The sequence below is a fragment of the bacterium genome (assembly GCA_023150945.1).
Classification (GTDB): domain Bacteria; phylum Zhuqueibacterota; class Zhuqueibacteria; order Zhuqueibacterales; family Zhuqueibacteraceae; genus Coneutiohabitans.
In genome coordinates this window covers 110,694-128,660 of sequence record JAKLJX010000006.1, presented here as the reverse complement: position 1 = coordinate 128,660, position 17,967 = coordinate 110,694, and the positions used below count along the sequence as shown (strand labels likewise).

Here is a 17,967-nt window from a genome sequence, read left to right as displayed (position 1 = left end):
CAGGAAAGGGGACGTACTCATGCCAACTTCACTTCGGATTGTGACGTTCAACCTGGAGAACCTCGATGACAAGCCGGGGCAATCGCCCAGCCTGGCGGATCGCATCGCCGTGATGCGGCCGCAATTGCAGCGCTTGCGCGCCGACGTTCTTTGTTTTCAAGAAGTCAACGGCCAGGAACAGGCCGGGCAGCCGCGGCAAGTGCTGGCGCTGCAGCAAATACTGCAAAACACGCCTTATGCGGGTTATCATCTCGCGCATACGCTCACGACCAACAATGAAGCCTATGACGAACGCAACCTGGTCGTGGCCAGCCGTTTCCCGGTCATCGCCAAACAGCAAATCCGGCATGTCTATGCGCTCGAACCGCGCTATCGCAAAATGACGGCGCTTCCCGCAGAAGCGGAGGCGAAAGAGGTGACCTGGGAACGGCCGATTCTGTACGTCACGCTCGATCTGGGTGGTAATCGCAAGATTCATGTCGTCAACGTGCATTTGAAATCAAAGGTGCCGAGCAGCGTTTCCGGGCAGCAGATCAATCAATATAAATGGCGTTCGGTGGCAGGTTGGGCCGAGGGTTACTTTATTTCGTCGATGAAGCGCGTCGGCCAGGCGCTGGAAACGCGCATGCTGATCGATCAGATTTTCGACACAGCGTTCGCCGCAAACGAAGAAGCGTTCATTGTTGCGGCCGGAGATTTCAATGCCGATATTGACGACGTGCCGGTTCATGCCATTCGCGGCCAGGTGGAAGACACCGGCAATCCGGCGTTGCTGCAGCGCGTGCTGGCGCCGTGTGAGCTTTCCGTGCCGGCTTCTTCGCGCTACAGCTTTTTGCATTTGGGAAAGGGCGTGATGCTGGATCATATTCTCGTCTCGCGGCCTTTGCTCGCGTTTTATCGCGGCACGGAAATTCACAATGAGATTCTGCCTGACGAATCCGGCGCATTTCGCACGGATGTGGATTTCCCCGAGTCCGATCACGCGCCGGTGGTAGCGGAATTCGAGCTGCCGTGAATCGTGTACGACAGAATACACCACCGCCCGGGCGCTTCGTCATGAACAAGAACACGTTTTATTCGATTTGTGCACGCTTCGGGAGCAAGCGCCCGGGCGGTTTTTTCCTTATCTGGACAAATGTTAGGCTATGATCATCCTCTACAACCCCCCCAGCACGCCCTCGAAAAAACCGCATTTGCCCATGTCGCTGCTCGCGGTGGCCGCGCTGCTGGAAGGTGAATTCGATTATGAAATCGTCGACGGCAATCTGCTGGACGATCCCGTCAGCCGCATCATTCAAGTCGCAAAAGAGAAGAAAGCCAAAGCCCTTGGCGTTACCGTCATGCCCGGGCCGCAGTTGAATCATGCCGTGCCGCAGACGCAACAGATCAAGCGCGCCCTGCCGCACCTGCCGATCATCTGGGGCGGCTATTTCCCTTCGCAGCACACCGACACCTGCCTGCGCGAAGACTATGTCGACTTTTGCATTCACAGCCAGGGCGAGCAAACGCTGCTGGAATTGCTGCGCGTGCTCAACAACGGCGGCGCACTCTCCGCGATTCCCGGTTTGAGCTACAAAGAAAACCGCAGTCTCAAACACAATCCGCATCGGCCTCTCATCGGGCTCGACAAGCTGCCGGAATGGCCTTATCACAAAGTCGAAATGGATCGCTATCTCTACGCCAGCTACCTGGGCGAGCGCGTCGGCACCCATAATTCCTCGTTCGGCTGCCCGTTTGCTTGCAACTTCTGCGCGATTGTGGAGATGGTCAAGCAACGCTGGCTGTCGCAATCCGCGGCCAGGCTGGCGCACGTCGTGCAATTCCAACATGAAAATTTCGGCGTCGATGCCATGCAGTTTCATGACATGGATTTTTTCATCTCCGAGCCGCGTGTGGCGGAATTCAGCGAACGCATCGCGCCGTTGCACATAAGCTGGTGGGCGCTGGGCCGCGTCGACGAGTTGATGCGCTACACCGATGCCACCTGGCAGAAGATGCAAGCCAGCGGCTTGAAAATGGTGTTCAGCGGCGCGGAAACCGGCTCGAACGAATTGCTGCAGCGCATGAACAAAGGCGGCCAATTCAAAGTCGAGCAAACCCTCGAGCTGGCCAAACGCATGAAGTCTTACGGCATCGTACCGGAGTTTTCGTTTGTCATGGGGAATCCACCCGAACCGCTGGCGGATATCGAGAACACCATGGCATTCATCCGGCGGTTGAAGCAGGTCAATCCTGCCACCGAAGTGATTCTTTACCTCTACACGCCGGTGCCGCTCGAAGGCACGCTTTACGAAGAGGCGCGGGCGTTGGGTTTCAAATTTCCCGACACGCTCAGCGAATGGGTGAGCGGGGATTGGCGGAGCTTTTCGATTCGCCGCGATCCCAACATGCCGTGGCTCAATCCGCGCTTGCGCCAAAAGGTGCGCGATTTCGAGAGTGTGCTGAATGCGTATTATCCCACGGTGACGGACAAGAACATGAATCGCTTCAAGCGCGGCGTGCTGCGCGGACTCGGCGGTTGGCGCTATCATACAAAATTCTATCACAAACCTGTTGAGTTGCGCGCGTTTCATAGATTCTTCGGCTATCAGCGGCCGGAGACGACCGGGTTCTGAGTGATGCTTGACAATTTACATGAATACCTCAAAGTGTCATTCAGATGGAATCTTGTGAAACTTGGCTTAGGAACCGCATTTTCACAGGATTCTTTCAGAAGGGCTCTTGTGGAGTTTGGAGTCAAGAAGGAATTTTCACATGATCCCGCAAAGGCGGGATGACAAGCAGGATGGGTATAATTTTCAAAATGAAAAATACACTCGAGCCCGCCGCGGCCTATGCCCGCTGGGCAGCATCCTATCCGCCGGCGCCGCACAATCTGCTGATGGAAATGGAGCAGGCTGCGATGCTCGAGCTGCTGCCCGAAGTGCACAATCAATGCGCACTCGATCTCGCCTGCGGCAGCGGCCGTTATTTGAGCATTCTGCACGAACGCGGCGCTGCGAATGTGATCGGCTTGGATTTCTCGCGGGAAATGCTGGCGGTCGCGCAGTCAAATCAAAAAAAACTGCTACAAGGAGATGTGTGCGCGCTGCCGCTGGCCTCGGCTGCGTTTGATGTGGTTGTCTGCGGCCTGGCGGTTGGGCATGTTGAGAATTTGCGCAGTGTCATAGCCGAGGCCGGCCGCGTGTTGCGAGCGGGCGGCGAATTCCTGTATTCTGATTTTCATCCCTTCGGCGCGCTCGCCGGCTGGCGCCGAACATTCCACGCTGGCGATGGCAAAGAATACGCGGTGCGCCACTTCACACATTGGTATGAAGATCATGTTGCGGCGTGTCGCGCCGCGGGTTTGGAGATTACGGCCGTGCGCGAGCCGAAAATTAGAATTGCGCACAAATGGCGGGGATTTCCGGCGGTGTTGGTGATCAAGGCATGGAAAAAGATTTGAGTTCAAAGTCGGAAGGTGTCAGATTAATTCCAAACGGTAGGAACGATAGCGGCGTGACAAGTCGAATCAGGAATGATATTTCACCGCCATGATTTCTTCATCAGAGAAATCTGCATTCTTAATGATGCCCCGCAGATCCGCCAGCGTTTTCGTTTTTGGGGTTTTAGGCGGCGTTTGTTTCTGCAAGTTAAGTGTCATTTTTCGAAGCACATCTAATTGTTCTTCACGCGGAAGCTGGGATAACAATCCCAAAACTTTCTCATAGGTTATCGTCGTGAGAGATTGCATATTTTACTCCGCTCAAGGGCAAATGGTTAAGTTTTTTCCCTTTTTTTGCAAATATAAGCAGTGAGCTTGCTTATGTCAAGTCGTGAAATAGATGGAATTTCAAAAGCCCGCTGTTTCCTATGACTTGGTCAATGCAGCGCAGGATTTCATTTGTCAACGCCAACATTTTATGCGATAGCGGTAGCATCGCCACTGCGTTGCGTCTCCAGCGCGGCCGCGTTGACGAAATCGACGCGAAACCGCGCAACGGCGATTTGATTGTCGATCTCCATGGCGACCTCGTCGCGCCGGGCTTGATCAACGCCCACGATCATCTCGAATTCAACTGCTTCAAACGCCTGAAATGGCGCGAGAAGTATCGCAATGCCGCGGAATGGATCGCAGACTTTCAGCCGCGCTTTGAAACGGATCCGGATTTGCTCGGCCCGATGGCGATTCCCGTCGCCGATCGGCTCTGGATTGGCGGCCTCAAGAATTTGCTCAGCGGCGTTACGACCGTATGCCATCACAATCCCTGGCATCGTGCGCTGGACAACGGCTTTCCGGTGCGCGTCGTCAAAAACTTTCGCCACAGCCATTCCCTGCTGATCGACGGCGAAAAAGTTGCGGCTGAATATCAACGTACCCCGCGCGATTGGCCCTGGATTATTCATCTCGCCGAAGGCATTGACGAAGCGGCGGCAGCGGAATTGCCGCGTCTGCAACAACTGGGATGCTTGCAGGCCAACACCGTTCTCGTTCACGGCGTTGGTCTCACCGCCGCCGATCAAGCGCGTGTGATCGACAGCGGCGGAGCATTGCTTTGGTGCCCGTCCTCCAATCAATTCCTTTTCGGAACTACGGTGAACGTGACGGCATTCGCCGCCGCGCATCGGGTAGCGCTCGGCAGTGATTCACGCTTGAGCGGCGAGCGTGATCTGCTGGCAGAATTGAAAATCGCGCACGAAACAAAACAAGTGGATGCCAAAACTCTGTTTCGCATGATCACCAGCGACGCCGCAAATATCCTGCGTCTGCCGCAGGCCGGCCGCATTGCCGCCAGGCTGCCCGCGGATTTGACAATTTCTCCCGCGCGCCGAGAAGATCCCTTCAGCGCCATTCTCTCTGCCAATCGTGCAGACATTCGCCTGGTGATGATTGCCGGCCAGCCTCGCCTCGGCGATTTGGACATGGCTCCGGTTTTCGCTGCCGCGAAAGTTGCCACCGCCCGTGTCAGAGTTGACGGCGTTGAAAAACTCATGGCCGCCGGCATTGCGCATCGCTTGCAGCGCGCCGCAGTCAACGAGCCGGGCCTGGAACTATTTTGATCGTAGTAATGCCTTCAGGCATCCAGCGCGCATGAGCTCTGACTGCCCTCAGGTGTTCCTGTGTGGAATTCCTCGTAAATGCGAGTGCTGCATAATTTCCTCGGGCCTTCGGCGCGCATGAACTGCTGATGCCCAAAGGCAATACTACGAACTTCAAGGATTGATTCTCCATGTCCCGCAAGAAAAAAATCGTCTTCTTCTTCCCCTCCTACGGCAGTGATGAAGCCTGCCCGCCGCTGGCCCTCATCGCTATTGCCGGGCCGCTCGTCACCGCCGGCTATCAGGTCAAAATCATCGACGCCGCGCTCGAACCCGATTACGTCAACGCTGTGTTGCGCGAAATGGATGAGGCCCTGTGCCTGGGCATGTCATTCATCACCGGCTCGATGATCGACGGCGCCGTGCAAGTGGGCCGCGCCGTGAAGGAAAAATATGCCGACATTCCCATCGTGCTCGGCGGCTGGCATCCCTCGATTCTGCCGGAGCAAACCCTCGCCGCCTCGTTCGTCGACGTCGTGGCTTTGCGCCAGGGTGAAACGACCATGCTGGAATTGGCGCAACACTTTTCCGAAGGCGCCTCGCTCTCGGACGTCACCGGCATTCTCTGGAAAAATGGCGGCAGCCTGCAATGGAATTCTGCGCGCCAATATCCGCACGTCGCCGAGCTGCCCAGCCGCATTCCGGGCTACGATCTCATGGATTACGATCGCTACGAAGCCTTACACGGCATGCGCTGGATCATGTATTCTTCGAGTCACGGCTGTCCCTACAATTGCAGCTATTGCTCCAACGCCTCGGTTTATGGCCGCAATCTCGACGTGCTGCCGGTCGAGCAAGTGGTCGACGAAGTCACTTATCTCGTGCGCAAATACCGCCTGCGCCTCGTGGGCATCATCGATGACCTTTTCTTCGCCTCGCGGGAGCGCAGCCTGCAAATCGCCGAAGGTTTCGTGCGCGCGGGTTTGCAATTCGAATGGTACATTCAAGATCGCGCGGATTCCTGGGCGCGCCTCACCACCGAGCAGGCCCGCCTCTATCGCCGCGCCGGACTCGTGCGCATTCACTTCGGCGCGGAATCCGGCTCCGACGAGGTGCTGAAGTCCATCGAGAAAAAATCCAACACTGAAAAAACGCTGGCTGCGGTGCAGCGCTGCAAAGAAGCGGATATTCGCGCCAGCTTCGGTTTCATCTTCGGCCTGCCCGCGGAAGCCGAGGAAGATCTCGCCCTCACGCTCGATCTCATTCATCGCATTTATTCCGCCTATGACAAAGCCGATTGCTACACCAACATTTTCACGCCCTATCCCGGCTCGCCGCTGTGGCCGGTGAGCTTGAAGATGGGACTCGCAGCGCCCAAGTCGCTGGAAGAATGGGGCAAATTCTATCCGCGCATCACCTATTTGCCCTGGCTCGGCGAAGCAGGCCATCGCCGCTTGCAGGCCATCCGGCAATACATTCGCTTCGGCTATCATCAAGTCAAAGTCGGCGAAAAGGCGTTTTCGTGGCAGCACACGCTGCTGCTCAATTTGCTCAAACCCACGGCGCGGCTGCGGGTGCAGCATCACAAATTTGATCTGCCCCTGGAAGTGTATGCCTATTGGGGTTTGCAGAAGTTGAAAAAGGGGTTCAGTTTGTATGAGAGATATTGAAGCGGCCGTGGGGTAAAGCCGCCGGCAGCTTGCAAAACACGCAGCAAATGCGTAAGTTTCGCGGCAAGTCCGCGATCGGCCAGAGCAGCATGCGCCAAAGGCCGCGGTGCTCTTGCTGGTACTTTGAATCAGGCTGATGTGGGAAGGCAAGTACGACGAGTACGGCAATCGCCGGCCGGTGAAGTTGCCCACTTCGGCTCTACCGTTGCAGCGCAATGAGACCATAGACGAGCCCGAGAGATAAGCCATTTTTGAGTCAACTATCTCCCGGGACGGCCTGCTTTTCCCAAGAGATTTCAGCTTGATGAAGTGGAGAAAAATGCGTAACCTTTTTTAGTATGATGGTGGAACAGGGTGGTAAGCTTCGAACCAAACCGGAAAAATCGCCATGAATCCGCTGCTGCAACGTATTTCGATTGATCCCAATATCTGTTTTGGCAAGCCCTGCATTCGTGGCACCAGAATTTGGGTCTCTCTTATCCTCGATTTTCTGGCTGCCGGCATGAGACGGAAGAAATTCTCGAGGAATATCCTCAATTGACGGCGCCAGACCTCCTTGCCGCCATTGCCTACGGTGCAGAGATGTCTCGAGAAAGATATGTTGAAATTCCGATTGGCCAAGCGGTATGAAATTCAAACTGGATGAAAACTTCGGCAGGCGCATGCAGCAACTGTTTCGACTGGCTGGCCATGATGTGCAAACCGTACGTGAGGAAGGATTGCAGGGAAGCCCGGATCATGCCCTCTACGCTCATTGTTGCCGCGAACAGCGCTGTTTGGTCACGTTGGATTTGGATTTTGCCGAAGTCACTCGTTTTCCGCCCAATCAAACCGCAGGCATTGCGGTCATCCGTATCCCCAAGAACCCAACCCTACCACTGCTGGAATCTTTGATTCGCCAGTTTTTGTATGCACTCAATACAACGTCTGTGAACAAACAACTGTGGATTATTGAAATTGGCCGGATTCGAGTGCATCAATCCGAGACCGATGCAGAAACCAGCGTGTGACGGTAAAACTATGGATTGGGCCTCTCAGCCGCCTGGTTTTTCGCGCCATGGTCGGCCCAACTCTCGGCATGTAGCCGGCTATTTTCGCCCCCAAACTCGATCCGGTGAAGGCGTTGAGTGAAGAGTAGTTGTCGCGGCCAGGTAACGTTCACGTGTTCATTTTGCTGAAACCAGACACTGCAATTCATGAAGCCCATCCGTTTGACACAACACGCGATTGATCAATGTAAGGAACGCGGCACCAACGAAATTGAGGTGCGTCAGGCGATTGAACAAGGATCTCGGGAGCCGGCGAAGAAAGGCCGTGAACTGTGTCGCTTCAACTTTCCCTTTGGCCGGTCCTGGCAGGGAAATGACTATCCGATCAAACAAGTCGCGCCAGTCATCAAAGAAGAAGTGGACGAGATCATTGTCATTACCGTTTACACATTTTTCTTCTGAGAGGTGATCGCAATGAAAATCAGTTATGATCCAGAGGTGGATGCTCTGTACATACGCTTGCTCGAAGGCGACTATGAATGCCGGACTGTCCGGTTGAACGATGAAGTCGCACTGAATATCGGGCCGGGAGAGCAATTGATCGGCATCGAGATTCTCGACGCCAGAGAAGTCCTGGGAAAAGGCCAGTTGCCGCCGGTTATTCTGGAGAATGTTGCTCTGGCCCAACCCGCCTAGTTGCGAGCATACATTTCGCCGTGATATGCCAGGTGGCGAGTCGCAGGAACGAACCACTAACCACTGTCCTCACCTCACGACCTAGGAACCCCGATGCCCGAAAGCAACAATAAGCCCTCTTGGGGCCCCGACAACCCGCATCCGCTGGCGAAGATGAAGACCGAGCTGGTGTGGGAAGGCAAGTACGATGAGTACGGCAATCGCCGGCCGGTGAAGTTGCCTGCTTCGGATTTGCCGTTGCAGCGCATTGAGACGATTGACGAGCCGCACGACCGTGCGAAGGCGGCGCAGGGCAGTTTGTTCGATCACGCCGAGTTTAGCGCCAAAGCTCACCGCGACGATTTCCGGAACATGCTGATTTGGGGCGACAACAAGCTCGCCATGGCTTCTTTGCTCGAGCGCTTTCGTGGCAAGATCGATCTGATTTATATCGACCCGCCGTTCGACGTTGGCGCGGATTTCACCATGCAAGTGCAGATTGGCGAGGAAGGCGAGGCGCTGCAAAAGGAGCAATCCATCCTCGAAGCCGTGGCCTACCGAGATACCTGGGGCAAAGGTACCGATTCTTATTTGCACATGATGTATGAACGGCTGACGCTGATGCGGGATTTGTTGAGTGAGAGAGGGAGTATTTATGTGCATTGTGATTGGCATGTATCTCATCTATTGCGTAGTTTATTGGATGATGTTTTTTCACCCCAATTATTTCAAAATGAGATTATCTGGAAGAGGACAACTGGGCATAGCGATTCTGCAACTTATGGTCATAACCACGATTGCATTCTGTTTTATGCAAAATCAGAAACGATAATTTGGAACAATCCAAAAACTCAATACGAGGAATGGTACATAGAAAGATACTACCGATATACAGAACCTAATGGACGTCGTTTCATGTCTGATAATCTTTCAGCGTCTGGTTTGAGCGGAGGCGGATATTATTATAAGTGGAAGGGAAAAGATGGTTATTGGCGATGCCCCAAATCCACTATGGAGAAGCTTGATGCGGATGGTCGTATTTTTTATACAAAAAATAACATTCCAAGATATAAGCGCTACCTTGATGAAATGGAAGGTTTGCCAGTACAAACAATCTGGGATGACTTACAGTCTGTTGTTTCGTGGTCTCCAGAGGCAATGGGGTATAACACTCAAAAACCAGAGGGAATTGCGCACCGCATTCTGAGTGCTTCTTCCAACGAAGGCGATCTCGTCGCCGACTTCTTCTGCGGCTCGGGCACAACGCTGGCCGTAGCAGAGAAGCTCGGCCGGCGGTGGATTGGTGTCGATCTCGGCCGCTATGCCATTCACACCACGCGCAAGCGTCTCATTCAGGTGCAACGCGAGCTGCACGAAAAAGGCCAGCCGTATCGCTCGTTCGATGTTTACAATCTCGGCCGCTACGAGCGGCAATGGTGGCAAATGGAACGGCTGGCCGGCGCCGACGAAGAACACCGCCGTATCGTGTTGGATTTTTACAAAGCCGCGCCGCTTGGTTCGACAGGCTCACCAACCAAGGGCTCGACAAGCTCACTATCCCATCCGCTTTTGCACGGCACCAAGCATGGTGCTTTCGTGCATGTCGATCAAATCGATGGTTTGTTCACGTTCGAAGAACTGCGCACGGTTGCCGAGGCGGCGCAAGCAGCGGGCAGCCGCGAGCTGCATTGTTTGGCGTGGGAATTCGAGATGGAATTGCAGCACAAAAAGCAGGCGGTGGAGGCGGAAACCGGCCTCACCATCCGGCTGAAATATATCCCGCGCGAGATCATGGAGCCGAACCGCACCGAGTGCCAATTCTTCGAAGCCGGCGCGTTGGAGGTGAAAGTTCTACATCGAAATAAAAAGATCGACATCGCATTGCAGCACTTCACGCCGGCGCTGGCCGAAGCTCCGGAAATGGAAATGGAGGCCTTGCGCAAACGCGCGGTCAAATCGCCGTTCGATTTCATCGACTTCTGGGCGGTGGATTTCGAGTGGCATGCCAACAAACCCTTCGAGCATCATTGGCAGGATTTCCGCACGCGCAAAGATCGTTCGCTCAAAACCAAAACCGACATCGGCTGGGAATACAAAACCTCCGGCAAAAAGCAAATCTGCGTCAAAGTCATCGACGTGTTTGGGGTGGATACCACGACGGTGGTGGAGGTGGATATCTAAACAAAAAAAGCAAAAGCATTCACGCAAAGACGCAGAGACGCAAAGGATTCGCAAAGAAAAGCTTCATGAGTTATAGGGTGAACTGCATTGCCGATTCAGGGTAAGATAAAATTATAAAGGGAGAATGGCCATGACCGAGAACGAATTGTCTTTCGAGATTATCGGCGCGGCCATCGAAGTCCATCGGATTTTGGGGTCTGAGCTTTTGGAATCTGCTTATGAAGAATGTCTTTGTTATGAACTGAGACAAAAAGGATTCCATATTGATCAACAACTCTGGCTGCCGTTGCATTACAAAGATGTGATTGTCAAAGAAAGCATGTATCGCCTGGACATTTGGGTGGAGAGAAAAGTAATTGTTGATGTAAAATCGGTCGAGCAGATCCCGCCGGTTCATTTCAAACAAGTAAGGTCATATTTGCAGTTGACCGTCAGCAAATTGGGGTTGCTTCTAAATTTCAATGTTCCAGTTCTGAAGGATGGTATTCACCGCATTGTGCTCGGCCTGGAGGAGTAAAATTTGTCATCTTTTTCTTTGCGTCTTAGCGTCTTTGCGTGCGGCTTTTTTCAGTCGAAGTGAGGATAGATGACGTATGCTTGGCAATATCAGAATCAAAAAAGCTGACATCTTTCAGTCGGAAGCGCAGACGTTGGTGAATACCGTCAACTGCGTCGGGGTGATGGGCAAAGGCCTGGCGCTGGAATTCAAGCAGCGATTTCCCGAGATGTTCAAGGACTATGAGGCGCGCTGTGCCCGAGGTGAAGTGCAGCTTGGCAGGCCTTATCTTTATCGAGGCTTGTTCCCGCCGTGGATTCTGAATTTTCCGACCAGGGATCATTGGCGCAGCGTCTCGCGTTTGGAGGATATTGTCAATGGCCTGAATTATCTCAAAGATCATTACCAGGCCTGGGGAATCACTTCCATGGCGGTGCCGGCGCTCGGCTCTTCGCACGGCCAGTTGGACTGGAAGGTGGTCGGCCCGACGATGTACCGGGTTCTCAGCGAGTTCGAGATTCCGATCGAGCTTTGCGTGCCGTTGAACGAGTCGGTCGAGGATTTTGAAAAACTGCTCGCCGGCAAAACGCTGGATAGCCCCGAGAATGACAGCATGCTTCGCATCAAGCCGGCATGGGTGGCCTTGGTTGCCGTGCTGGCGGAATTGGAAAAAGAACCCTATCGCAGTCCGCTCGGGCGCACGATGTTTCAAAAGGTCGCTTATTTCGCCACGATGAGCGGCTTGCCAACCGGATTGAACTACCGGCGCGGCAGTTACGGTCCCTTTGCCGATAAGCTCAAGGCGATCATCACTCAACTGGTCAACAACGGCCTGATCGAAGCACGCGCTTTCAAACAAAAGATGTTCGAGGTGCGCGTCGGTCCGGCATATCGTGACGCCAGCCAAAGATTTGCGAACGACTTGCGCGATGGGAGCGCGATCATCAAGCGCGTGGCCGATCTTTTTGCGCGTGTCAATACCCAGCAAGCCGAAGTGATGGCAACGGTGCATAAGGCAGCACACGACCTTGGCCGGCGCATCGGGCGGAAGCCATCATCCAGCGAGGTGACCGGAGAAGTGCTGGCTTGGAAGCAAAAAAGGAAGCCGCCGCTCAATCAGAAAATGATCGAAAATGCCGTTAGCGCGCTTGCCATGCTGGGATGGATCGAGATTGAAGCTGGGGAAGATTTGGTGATCGAGGAACCGGAGCTGGTATAGCGCCGATCATCAGTGAGACAAGATTTCCGCACGCGCAAAGATCGTTCGCTTAAAACCAAAACCGACATCGGCTGGGAATACAAAATCACCGGCAAAAAACAAATCTGCGTCAAAATCATCGACGTGTTCGGGGTGGATACGACGACGGTGGTGGAGGTGGAAGTTTTAAAGCAAAAGCATTCACGCAAAGACGCAGAGACGCAAAGGGCTTTGAAGGCAAGACTATTACAGCAAAACGATTATAAGCACAACAGAAACATCAATCTGTCACTGCATAACCAACGTCAGCCTTATTTGTGTTTCAGATGAAAAGCGTAAATAACGGGTGTGGTTATTTACGCTTCCGATAACAAGCACGAATTCGAAAAAAATGAACCCTGAATCATTCAAAGACTCAACGGCGGGCCGATGTATCTTGACGCCAACTGGTTTTCACGCTTTTGTGCCCAATCCATTGCCTCCCAAGCTGGAGGTGGACTGGGAGTTGACCAATCTTTTGTCGGAGGCCAACGTCCACCTGGGTGAATTGTCCGGGTCGGGGCGCTTGCTGCCCAATCCGCATCTGCTCATTCAGCCATATCTCCGCCGTGAAGCGGTTTTGAGTTCCCGCATTGAAAACACCGTGGCAGGAATGGATGATCTGTTCTTCTTCGAAGCAGATGAGAGCGAGCCGCCGCACGCCCCCGATGTTCGCGAAGTTGCAAACTACGTGCGCGCCTTGGAGTATGGACTGAAACGCATCAAGGAATTGCCCATCAGCGGCCGCCTGGTTCGGGAGATTCATGAACACTTGATGAAGGACGTCCGGGGAGGAAATATCCCGAATGCGCCGGGGGAGTTTCGCCGTTCGCAAAACTGGATTGGCCCTCCAGGATGTACCCTGATGGAAGCGACCTTTGTGCCTCCGCCTGTCAATGAAATGCAGGAGGCGCTGGCGGCCTGGGAAAAATATCTGAACACTACTCCCAGGGAACCGGTTTTGATTCAGTGTGCGCTGATGCACTATCAATTTGAAGCCATTCATCCTTTCGTCGATGGCAACGGCCGCGTGGGTCGGCTATTAATCACTTTTCTGCTTTGTGAACGCGGTGTGTTGTCTCAGCCGCTGCTTTATCTTTCCGCTTTTTTTGAACGGCATCGGGATGAATACTATCGGCGCCTGTTGGCCATCAGCGAAAAGGGAGATTGGCGCGGCTGGATCGAATTTTTTCTGCGCGGCATCATTGTGCAATCAAAAGAAGCGCTCGAGAACGCCAATGCCATTCTTGATTTGCACGCAAACATGATGGGAAAAATTCAGTCGAAAAAAGCGCCTCATACGGCACGTCGCATTATTGATCATCTCTTCGGCAATCCTATCATTTCCATCCACGGATTATCCCGACTTTGGGGATTGGAGTATTTGACGATTCAAAGAGGCGTTCGATATTTGGAAAACGCCGGCATTCTAAAGGAAATTACCGGACAACGGCGGAATCGTTTGTTTGTCGCCGCTCAGCTTCTTGAATTGCTGACTGGAAACCTCGGCAAGTCAGCTGCAAAAGGACAGAAAGAGAATTGAAATTGACTCAGCGTGAAAAGTTGCAGGAGGAGACGCCAATTGCGATGAGGAGATGCGATCATGGCCTTCGAAATCACCGAGAGAAATGCCTCAGCGCTTGAACCGTTGTTCAAGCCGTGGGAAGAGCCAACACTGCACCGCTTGCCCAATCCGCAAAAAGGCGAGGCGGCGATCATTCAACCGGGCCGGCGGCCGAGCAAATGTCCGTTGGTGCGCTCGATCCGCGCGCAAGTGGATGGCTGGCGGCGCGGCGGTTATGCCGGCGTCAGCGACACTTCGCGCAAGCTGATGAGCTTTTGGTTCAACACCGAGCATCAAGTCGAGGATGAAGACGGCAACGCCATGCCGTTTCGCTATCACTGGGCCCAGCGCGAAGCCATCGAGACCATCATTTATCTTTACGAAATGCGCCGCGTGCGCAACGTGGCGGAGCTGCTGTTCGAGTTTGGGGACGACACGATTGCCGATCTGGCATTGGGCATCAATCCCGAAGAGGATCGCTGGGCCAAATATTGCAGTAAGATCGCCACCGGCGGCGGCAAAACCAAGGTGATGAGCCTCGCCATCGTGTGGAGCTACTTTCACTCCTTGTATGAGCCGGATTCCAGTCTCGCGCAACATTTCGTCATCATCGCGCCGAATTTGACAGTGTACGAACGGCTGAAGGATGATTTTGAAAATTGCAAAATTTTTTACCAAGACCCGCTGCTGCCGGAAGACTGGGCGGCTGATTTCAAAAATCAAATGCAAGTCGTGCTGCAGGACAGTTCCGGCGGCACGAGCACGCGCGGGGCGATTTATCTGACCAACATTCACCGCTTGCATGAGAATCGCGGCAAAAGCGACAACGACGATTCGCCCACCACTTCCATCTTCGGCCCGCCGGTGAAAAAGGCGCAAGCGCTGGATACCGGCGCCACGCTGCGCGACCGCATCACCAGCCATCCGCGGCTGATGGTGCTGAACGACGAAGCGCATCATCTGCACGATGCCGATTTGGCGTGGAATCGCGCCATCGAAGCGCTGCAAAGCCAGAGTCTCAGCAAAGGCAACGCGGGCATCTGCCTGCAACTGGATTACACCGCTACGCCGAAACACAACAACGGCGAGCTGTTCCGCCACATCATCTGCGATTTTCCGCTGGGTGAGGCCGTGGACGCGGGCATCGTCAAAGTGCCGGTGCTCGGCGAATCGGACGAGCTAGTGGTACACGGCGACAAAAAGGCGCCGGCGCATGAACGCTACGCCATGCACTTGAAGCTCGGCTATCAACGCTACAAGAAAACTTTTGAAGAGTACAGCAAAGTCCGCAAGCCGATTCTTTTTGTGATGACCGAGGACGCGGATGCCGCCAACGAGATCGCTGATTATCTCGACAGCAAACAGTTTCCCCTGCTCAAAGGCCGCGTGCTGAACCTCCACACGCGCTTGAAGGGCCGCATCAAAAAGGTCACACGCAACGGCCGGGAGATCAAAGAGTTTGTCGAAAACGAAACCGCGATGAAGCCGGAGGACTTGCGCGAGCTGCGCGAAATGTCCCGCGAGCTGGATGCGAAGGACAGCAAATTCCGCTGCGTGGTTTCGGTGATGATGCTGCGCGAAGGCTGGGACGTGCGCAACGTCACTACGATTGTGCCGCTGCGGCCGTATTCGGCGAAGTCGGGCATTCTGCCGGAGCAAACCTTGGGGCGCGGCTTGCGGCGGATGTTTCCCACTGCCGAAACCCCGGAAATGGTGACGGTGGTGCATCATCCGGCCTTTCGCAAACTGTACGAAGATGAGCTGGCGCAGGAAGGCCTCGACATTGCGGTGCTGCCGATTCGCGAGGCGTTCAAACAGACGGTGACGATCTTCGTCGATCACGAGCACAAGCCGGTCGAAAATCTTGCCATCGAAATTCCGCTCATCTCCGACGCTATCGAAACCACAAATGAGCTGCAAGGCTTGACCTTCGAGGCGGTGCGCGACTATTTTCAACAGCGCTATCAGCCGCTGCCGATTGGCCAGAAAAAAGACGGGCCGGTGGAATACAAGGAACGGCATCTCTTCACGGACGAAATCGTCAGCCGCATGCAGCTCGATGCCGGCTTGTTGACCAACGCCTGGTCGGCCGCCGGTTATTTCGCACAGATGCTGGGCCGCGTCTGCAAGCTCAGCAATCCCCATCAAGTGCTAGCGCCATTGCTTGAGAAGTTCATTTCCAAAGTTCTATTCGAACGCGAAGTGGATTTGTACGCCGGCGAGATCGATCACCGCATGCGCGACACCGATGTGCAGGAACATGTGCGCGCCACGTTGACGCCGTTGATTCTGCAAAAGACCGTCCAGAAGAAAGATCGCAAACGCATTAGCCAGGGCCAGCCACTTTCTGCCTGGCAACCATTTCAAGCCACCAGCAATGACAAACGGCCGGCGGTCACCGCCAAGCGGACGATGTTCAATCTGACGCCGTGCGAGAATGAATTCGAGCAGTCGTTTGTCGATTTTTGCGACTTTGCCAACGACGTGGCGGCCTTTGCGAAAAACGCCGGTCCGCAAAAGTTGATGATCGACTACTTGCGTCCCGACGGCTACCGCGCGCTGTACGTGCCGGATTTTTTCGTGCGCGAAAACTTGGGCGACTATTACTTGGTTGAGTTAAAAGGAAAAACTGACACGCTGGTGCCGGTGAAGGCGCAAGCCGCTGCGGAATGGTGCAAAGTTGCTTCGCGAAAAGGCGTGAAATGGCATTACCTTTACGTGCCGTATTCTCTGTTTCAACAAAGCTCGGCTTCGAGCATCGCGGAACTGGCACGCGCCTGCGAGCCTTCTCTTCGCTCTTTGCTGGACGAAGCGAAGACGCGCCAGATACAATTGCCGCTGGCCGAAGAAACGGCAAAGAAAGACGCGGAGGATTTTTTCACGCAAATCTGCCAAAACGCCGGCGTCAAAGCGCTTCCTGAGGCAATCGACGGCACGATCCGACAGGCGGTGGCGTTGCTGGATCATGCCATCAAAACGCGAATGCCGGACCTGGCGCACGCGTTTCAACCCATGCTGCGGCTGTATGATGATTATGCGATCAAAATTCTCTCGCAAAAACTCTCCCCTCAGATTCCCGCCCGCGAAAGCGAGCGCCGCGATTTCTTCAATCCCTATTTGGGCGCCGTGGATTATCGCATGCGCACACCGCTGGAGAAAAATCAACGCTACCTCCAGCAGAATCTAATTCACGGGCGGCCGATTCAAAAACTGGGTACGCTGCTCTTTTGCCTGGATTATGCGCAGCAAGGCGGCTCGGGCGTGGCCGGCGTGTGGAAGGCGGTGGCGAAGATATTTGCCGATGCCGGCATGAAAGGCCTGTACGATGACTTGAAAAAAGTCAACGAAGTCCGCAACCGGCACGTCGCACACAGCGAGGCGCCGCTTGCTGATCCGGAAACAGCGGTGGAGGCGATGGGCGATTGGGTGCGGTGCCTTGATCGCATGGTAAATCTGGCATCATGATCAGCGCTGGGGCGTGATGAAGCAGAGCATGATGCAACCTAGAAGCTGAATCGTTTTCCGTGTTGCCAAAGTGGTTACCCATCAAACCCAAAGGGAGAGCAAACCATGTTCGCTGGAAAAACCTGGGACGAATGGATCGGGCAGTATGCGCAGAGCCACCAAAATCCCGTCAATCGTGCGTGTCACACCGTCGGTATTCCCCTGATTGCGATTTCCGTGCTGCTGTTCCTTGCCGCGCCCTTCTTTGCGAATCTCTGGCTGCCGGCGCTGGCGCTGTTTGTCATCGGCTGGATTTTTCAATTCATCGGACATGCCTTCGAAGGCAAGCCACCGGAGTTTTTCCGCGACTGGCGCTTTCTATTCGTGGGGCTGCGCTGGTGGTTTGCCAAAGTGCGCGGCCGCGCGTGAGCATGCACGCCATCACATTGACCCCAACTCCGTCATTCTGCGAGAATCCGTTTTTGATCCTTCCAGTCTGACTCCCAAAGCGGTTCATCAGCCGTAATCAACTTACTCACCGCGAGACGCGAGGGACGCAGAGTTCAATAGCCGTTCTGATTTTTGTCTTGGCGCTCTTGGCGTCTTCGCGGTTCAGAAAAATCTCTGCGGTCGCAATCGATTTTCCGGAGTCATGCTCCACGCAGAACCGGATCCTGGCAGAACGGCCATTT

16 protein-coding genes and 1 pseudogene are annotated in these 17,967 nt (G+C 54.3%); 16 read left to right on the top strand and 1 reads right to left on the bottom strand.

From position 1 onward, the window contains the following. The first annotated feature begins 19 nt into the window (after window positions 1–19). The 3 genes from L6R21_10080 (at window position 20) to L6R21_10070 (ending at window position 3,445) form a co-directional block, all read left to right on the top strand. Window positions 20–1,015 (top strand): endonuclease/exonuclease/phosphatase family protein, encoded by a 996-nt coding sequence (locus tag L6R21_10080; protein ID MCK6559533.1) that lies wholly within the window; start codon window positions 20–22, stop codon window positions 1,013–1,015. A 130-nt stretch (window positions 1,016–1,145) separates the two neighbouring features. Beyond that, entirely contained in the window at window positions 1,146–2,615 is a 1,470-nt protein-coding gene (locus L6R21_10075; protein ID MCK6559532.1) for a B12-binding domain-containing radical SAM protein, read from the top strand. Between the two features lie 188 nt (window positions 2,616–2,803). Continuing rightward, on the top strand, window positions 2,804–3,445 hold the full coding sequence (locus L6R21_10070; GenBank protein ID MCK6559531.1) for a class I SAM-dependent methyltransferase: 642 nt from the start codon (window positions 2,804–2,806) through the stop codon (window positions 3,443–3,445). A 66-nt stretch (window positions 3,446–3,511) separates the two neighbouring features. Here the strand turns inward: L6R21_10070 and L6R21_10065 are convergent, their stop codons facing one another. After that, window positions 3,512–3,733: a hypothetical protein gene (locus tag L6R21_10065; GenBank protein ID MCK6559530.1), complete on the bottom strand. Its 222-nt coding sequence runs from the start codon at window positions 3,731–3,733 to the stop codon at window positions 3,512–3,514. 119 nt (window positions 3,734–3,852) lie between these two features. On the opposite strand from L6R21_10065, the gene L6R21_10060 reads away from it, so the two are divergent. The 13 genes and pseudogenes from L6R21_10060 (at window position 3,853) to L6R21_10000 (ending at window position 17,704) form a co-directional block, all read left to right on the top strand. Beyond that, complete coding sequence (locus L6R21_10060) at window positions 3,853–5,040, top strand: amidohydrolase family protein (GenBank protein MCK6559529.1); 1,188 nt, start codon at window positions 3,853–3,855, stop codon at window positions 5,038–5,040. Between the two features lie 170 nt (window positions 5,041–5,210). Further along, window positions 5,211–6,689: a B12-binding domain-containing radical SAM protein gene (locus L6R21_10055; protein ID MCK6559528.1), complete on the top strand. Its 1,479-nt coding sequence runs from the start codon at window positions 5,211–5,213 to the stop codon at window positions 6,687–6,689. A gap of 388 nt (window positions 6,690–7,077) precedes the next feature. After that, window positions 7,078–7,319, top strand: a pseudogene (locus tag L6R21_10050) (DUF433 domain-containing protein). Continuing rightward, entirely contained in the window at window positions 7,316–7,699 is a 384-nt protein-coding gene (locus tag L6R21_10045) for a DUF5615 family PIN-like protein (protein ID MCK6559527.1), read from the top strand. Before L6R21_10050 ends, L6R21_10045 begins: the two are co-directional and overlap by 4 nt. A 186-nt stretch (window positions 7,700–7,885) precedes the next feature. Further along, complete coding sequence (locus tag L6R21_10040) at window positions 7,886–8,140, top strand: DUF4258 domain-containing protein (GenBank protein ID MCK6559526.1); 255 nt, start codon at window positions 7,886–7,888, stop codon at window positions 8,138–8,140. A gap of 12 nt (window positions 8,141–8,152) precedes the next feature. Then, window positions 8,153–8,374 (top strand): DUF2283 domain-containing protein, encoded by a 222-nt coding sequence (locus L6R21_10035; GenBank protein MCK6559525.1) that lies wholly within the window; start codon window positions 8,153–8,155, stop codon window positions 8,372–8,374. A 93-nt stretch (window positions 8,375–8,467) separates the two neighbouring features. After that, the gene (locus tag L6R21_10030; GenBank protein MCK6559524.1) at window positions 8,468–10,534 is read left to right on the top strand and encodes a site-specific DNA-methyltransferase; all 2,067 of its coding nucleotides are present in this window, start codon (window positions 8,468–8,470) and stop codon (window positions 10,532–10,534) included. A gap of 130 nt (window positions 10,535–10,664) precedes the next feature. Continuing rightward, window positions 10,665–11,051, top strand: coding sequence for a GxxExxY protein (locus L6R21_10025; protein ID MCK6559523.1), 387 nt, complete (start codon window positions 10,665–10,667; stop codon window positions 11,049–11,051). Window positions 11,052–11,127: 76 nt separating this feature from the next. Continuing rightward, a complete protein-coding gene (locus L6R21_10020; GenBank protein MCK6559522.1) occupies window positions 11,128–12,249 on the top strand; it encodes a macro domain-containing protein in 1,122 nt (373 codons plus the stop codon). Between the two features lie 12 nt (window positions 12,250–12,261). Beyond that, entirely contained in the window at window positions 12,262–12,558 is a 297-nt protein-coding gene (locus L6R21_10015) for a hypothetical protein (protein ID MCK6559521.1), read from the top strand. A gap of 61 nt (window positions 12,559–12,619) precedes the next feature. Continuing rightward, window positions 12,620–13,810 (top strand): Fic family protein, encoded by a 1,191-nt coding sequence (locus L6R21_10010; GenBank protein MCK6559520.1) that lies wholly within the window; start codon window positions 12,620–12,622, stop codon window positions 13,808–13,810. A gap of 60 nt (window positions 13,811–13,870) precedes the next feature. Next, complete coding sequence (locus L6R21_10005) at window positions 13,871–17,296, top strand: DEAD/DEAH box helicase family protein (protein MCK6559519.1); 3,426 nt, start codon at window positions 13,871–13,873, stop codon at window positions 17,294–17,296. A gap of 105 nt (window positions 17,297–17,401) precedes the next feature. Continuing rightward, a complete protein-coding gene (locus L6R21_10000) occupies window positions 17,402–17,704 on the top strand; it encodes a DUF962 domain-containing protein (protein MCK6559518.1) in 303 nt (100 codons plus the stop codon). Window positions 17,705–17,967 lie beyond the last annotated feature (263 nt).

Bases quoted from the DNA above. Each gene is read 5' to 3' on its own strand.
- L6R21_10080 (MCK6559533.1), top strand. From the start codon at position 20: ATGCCAACTTCACTTCGGATTGTGACGTTCAACCTGGAGAACCTCGAT.
- L6R21_10075 (MCK6559532.1), top strand. From the start codon at position 1,146: ATGATCATCCTCTACAACCCCCCCAGCACGCCCTCGAAAAAACCGCAT.
- L6R21_10070 (MCK6559531.1), top strand. From the start codon at position 2,804: ATGAAAAATACACTCGAGCCCGCCGCGGCCTATGCCCGCTGGGCAGCA.
- L6R21_10065 (MCK6559530.1), bottom strand. From the start codon at position 3,733: ATGCAATCTCTCACGACGATAACCTATGAGAAAGTTTTGGGATTGTTA.
- L6R21_10060 (MCK6559529.1), top strand. From the start codon at position 3,853: ATGACTTGGTCAATGCAGCGCAGGATTTCATTTGTCAACGCCAACATT.
- L6R21_10055 (MCK6559528.1), top strand. From the start codon at position 5,211: ATGTCCCGCAAGAAAAAAATCGTCTTCTTCTTCCCCTCCTACGGCAGT.
- L6R21_10045 (MCK6559527.1), top strand. From the start codon at position 7,316: ATGAAATTCAAACTGGATGAAAACTTCGGCAGGCGCATGCAGCAACTG.
- L6R21_10040 (MCK6559526.1), top strand. From the start codon at position 7,886: ATGAAGCCCATCCGTTTGACACAACACGCGATTGATCAATGTAAGGAA.
- L6R21_10035 (MCK6559525.1), top strand. From the start codon at position 8,153: ATGAAAATCAGTTATGATCCAGAGGTGGATGCTCTGTACATACGCTTG.
- L6R21_10030 (MCK6559524.1), top strand. From the start codon at position 8,468: ATGCCCGAAAGCAACAATAAGCCCTCTTGGGGCCCCGACAACCCGCAT.
- L6R21_10025 (MCK6559523.1), top strand. From the start codon at position 10,665: ATGACCGAGAACGAATTGTCTTTCGAGATTATCGGCGCGGCCATCGAA.
- L6R21_10020 (MCK6559522.1), top strand. From the start codon at position 11,128: ATGCTTGGCAATATCAGAATCAAAAAAGCTGACATCTTTCAGTCGGAA.
- L6R21_10010 (MCK6559520.1), top strand. From the start codon at position 12,620: ATGAACCCTGAATCATTCAAAGACTCAACGGCGGGCCGATGTATCTTG.
- L6R21_10005 (MCK6559519.1), top strand. From the start codon at position 13,871: ATGGCCTTCGAAATCACCGAGAGAAATGCCTCAGCGCTTGAACCGTTG.
- L6R21_10000 (MCK6559518.1), top strand. From the start codon at position 17,402: ATGTTCGCTGGAAAAACCTGGGACGAATGGATCGGGCAGTATGCGCAG.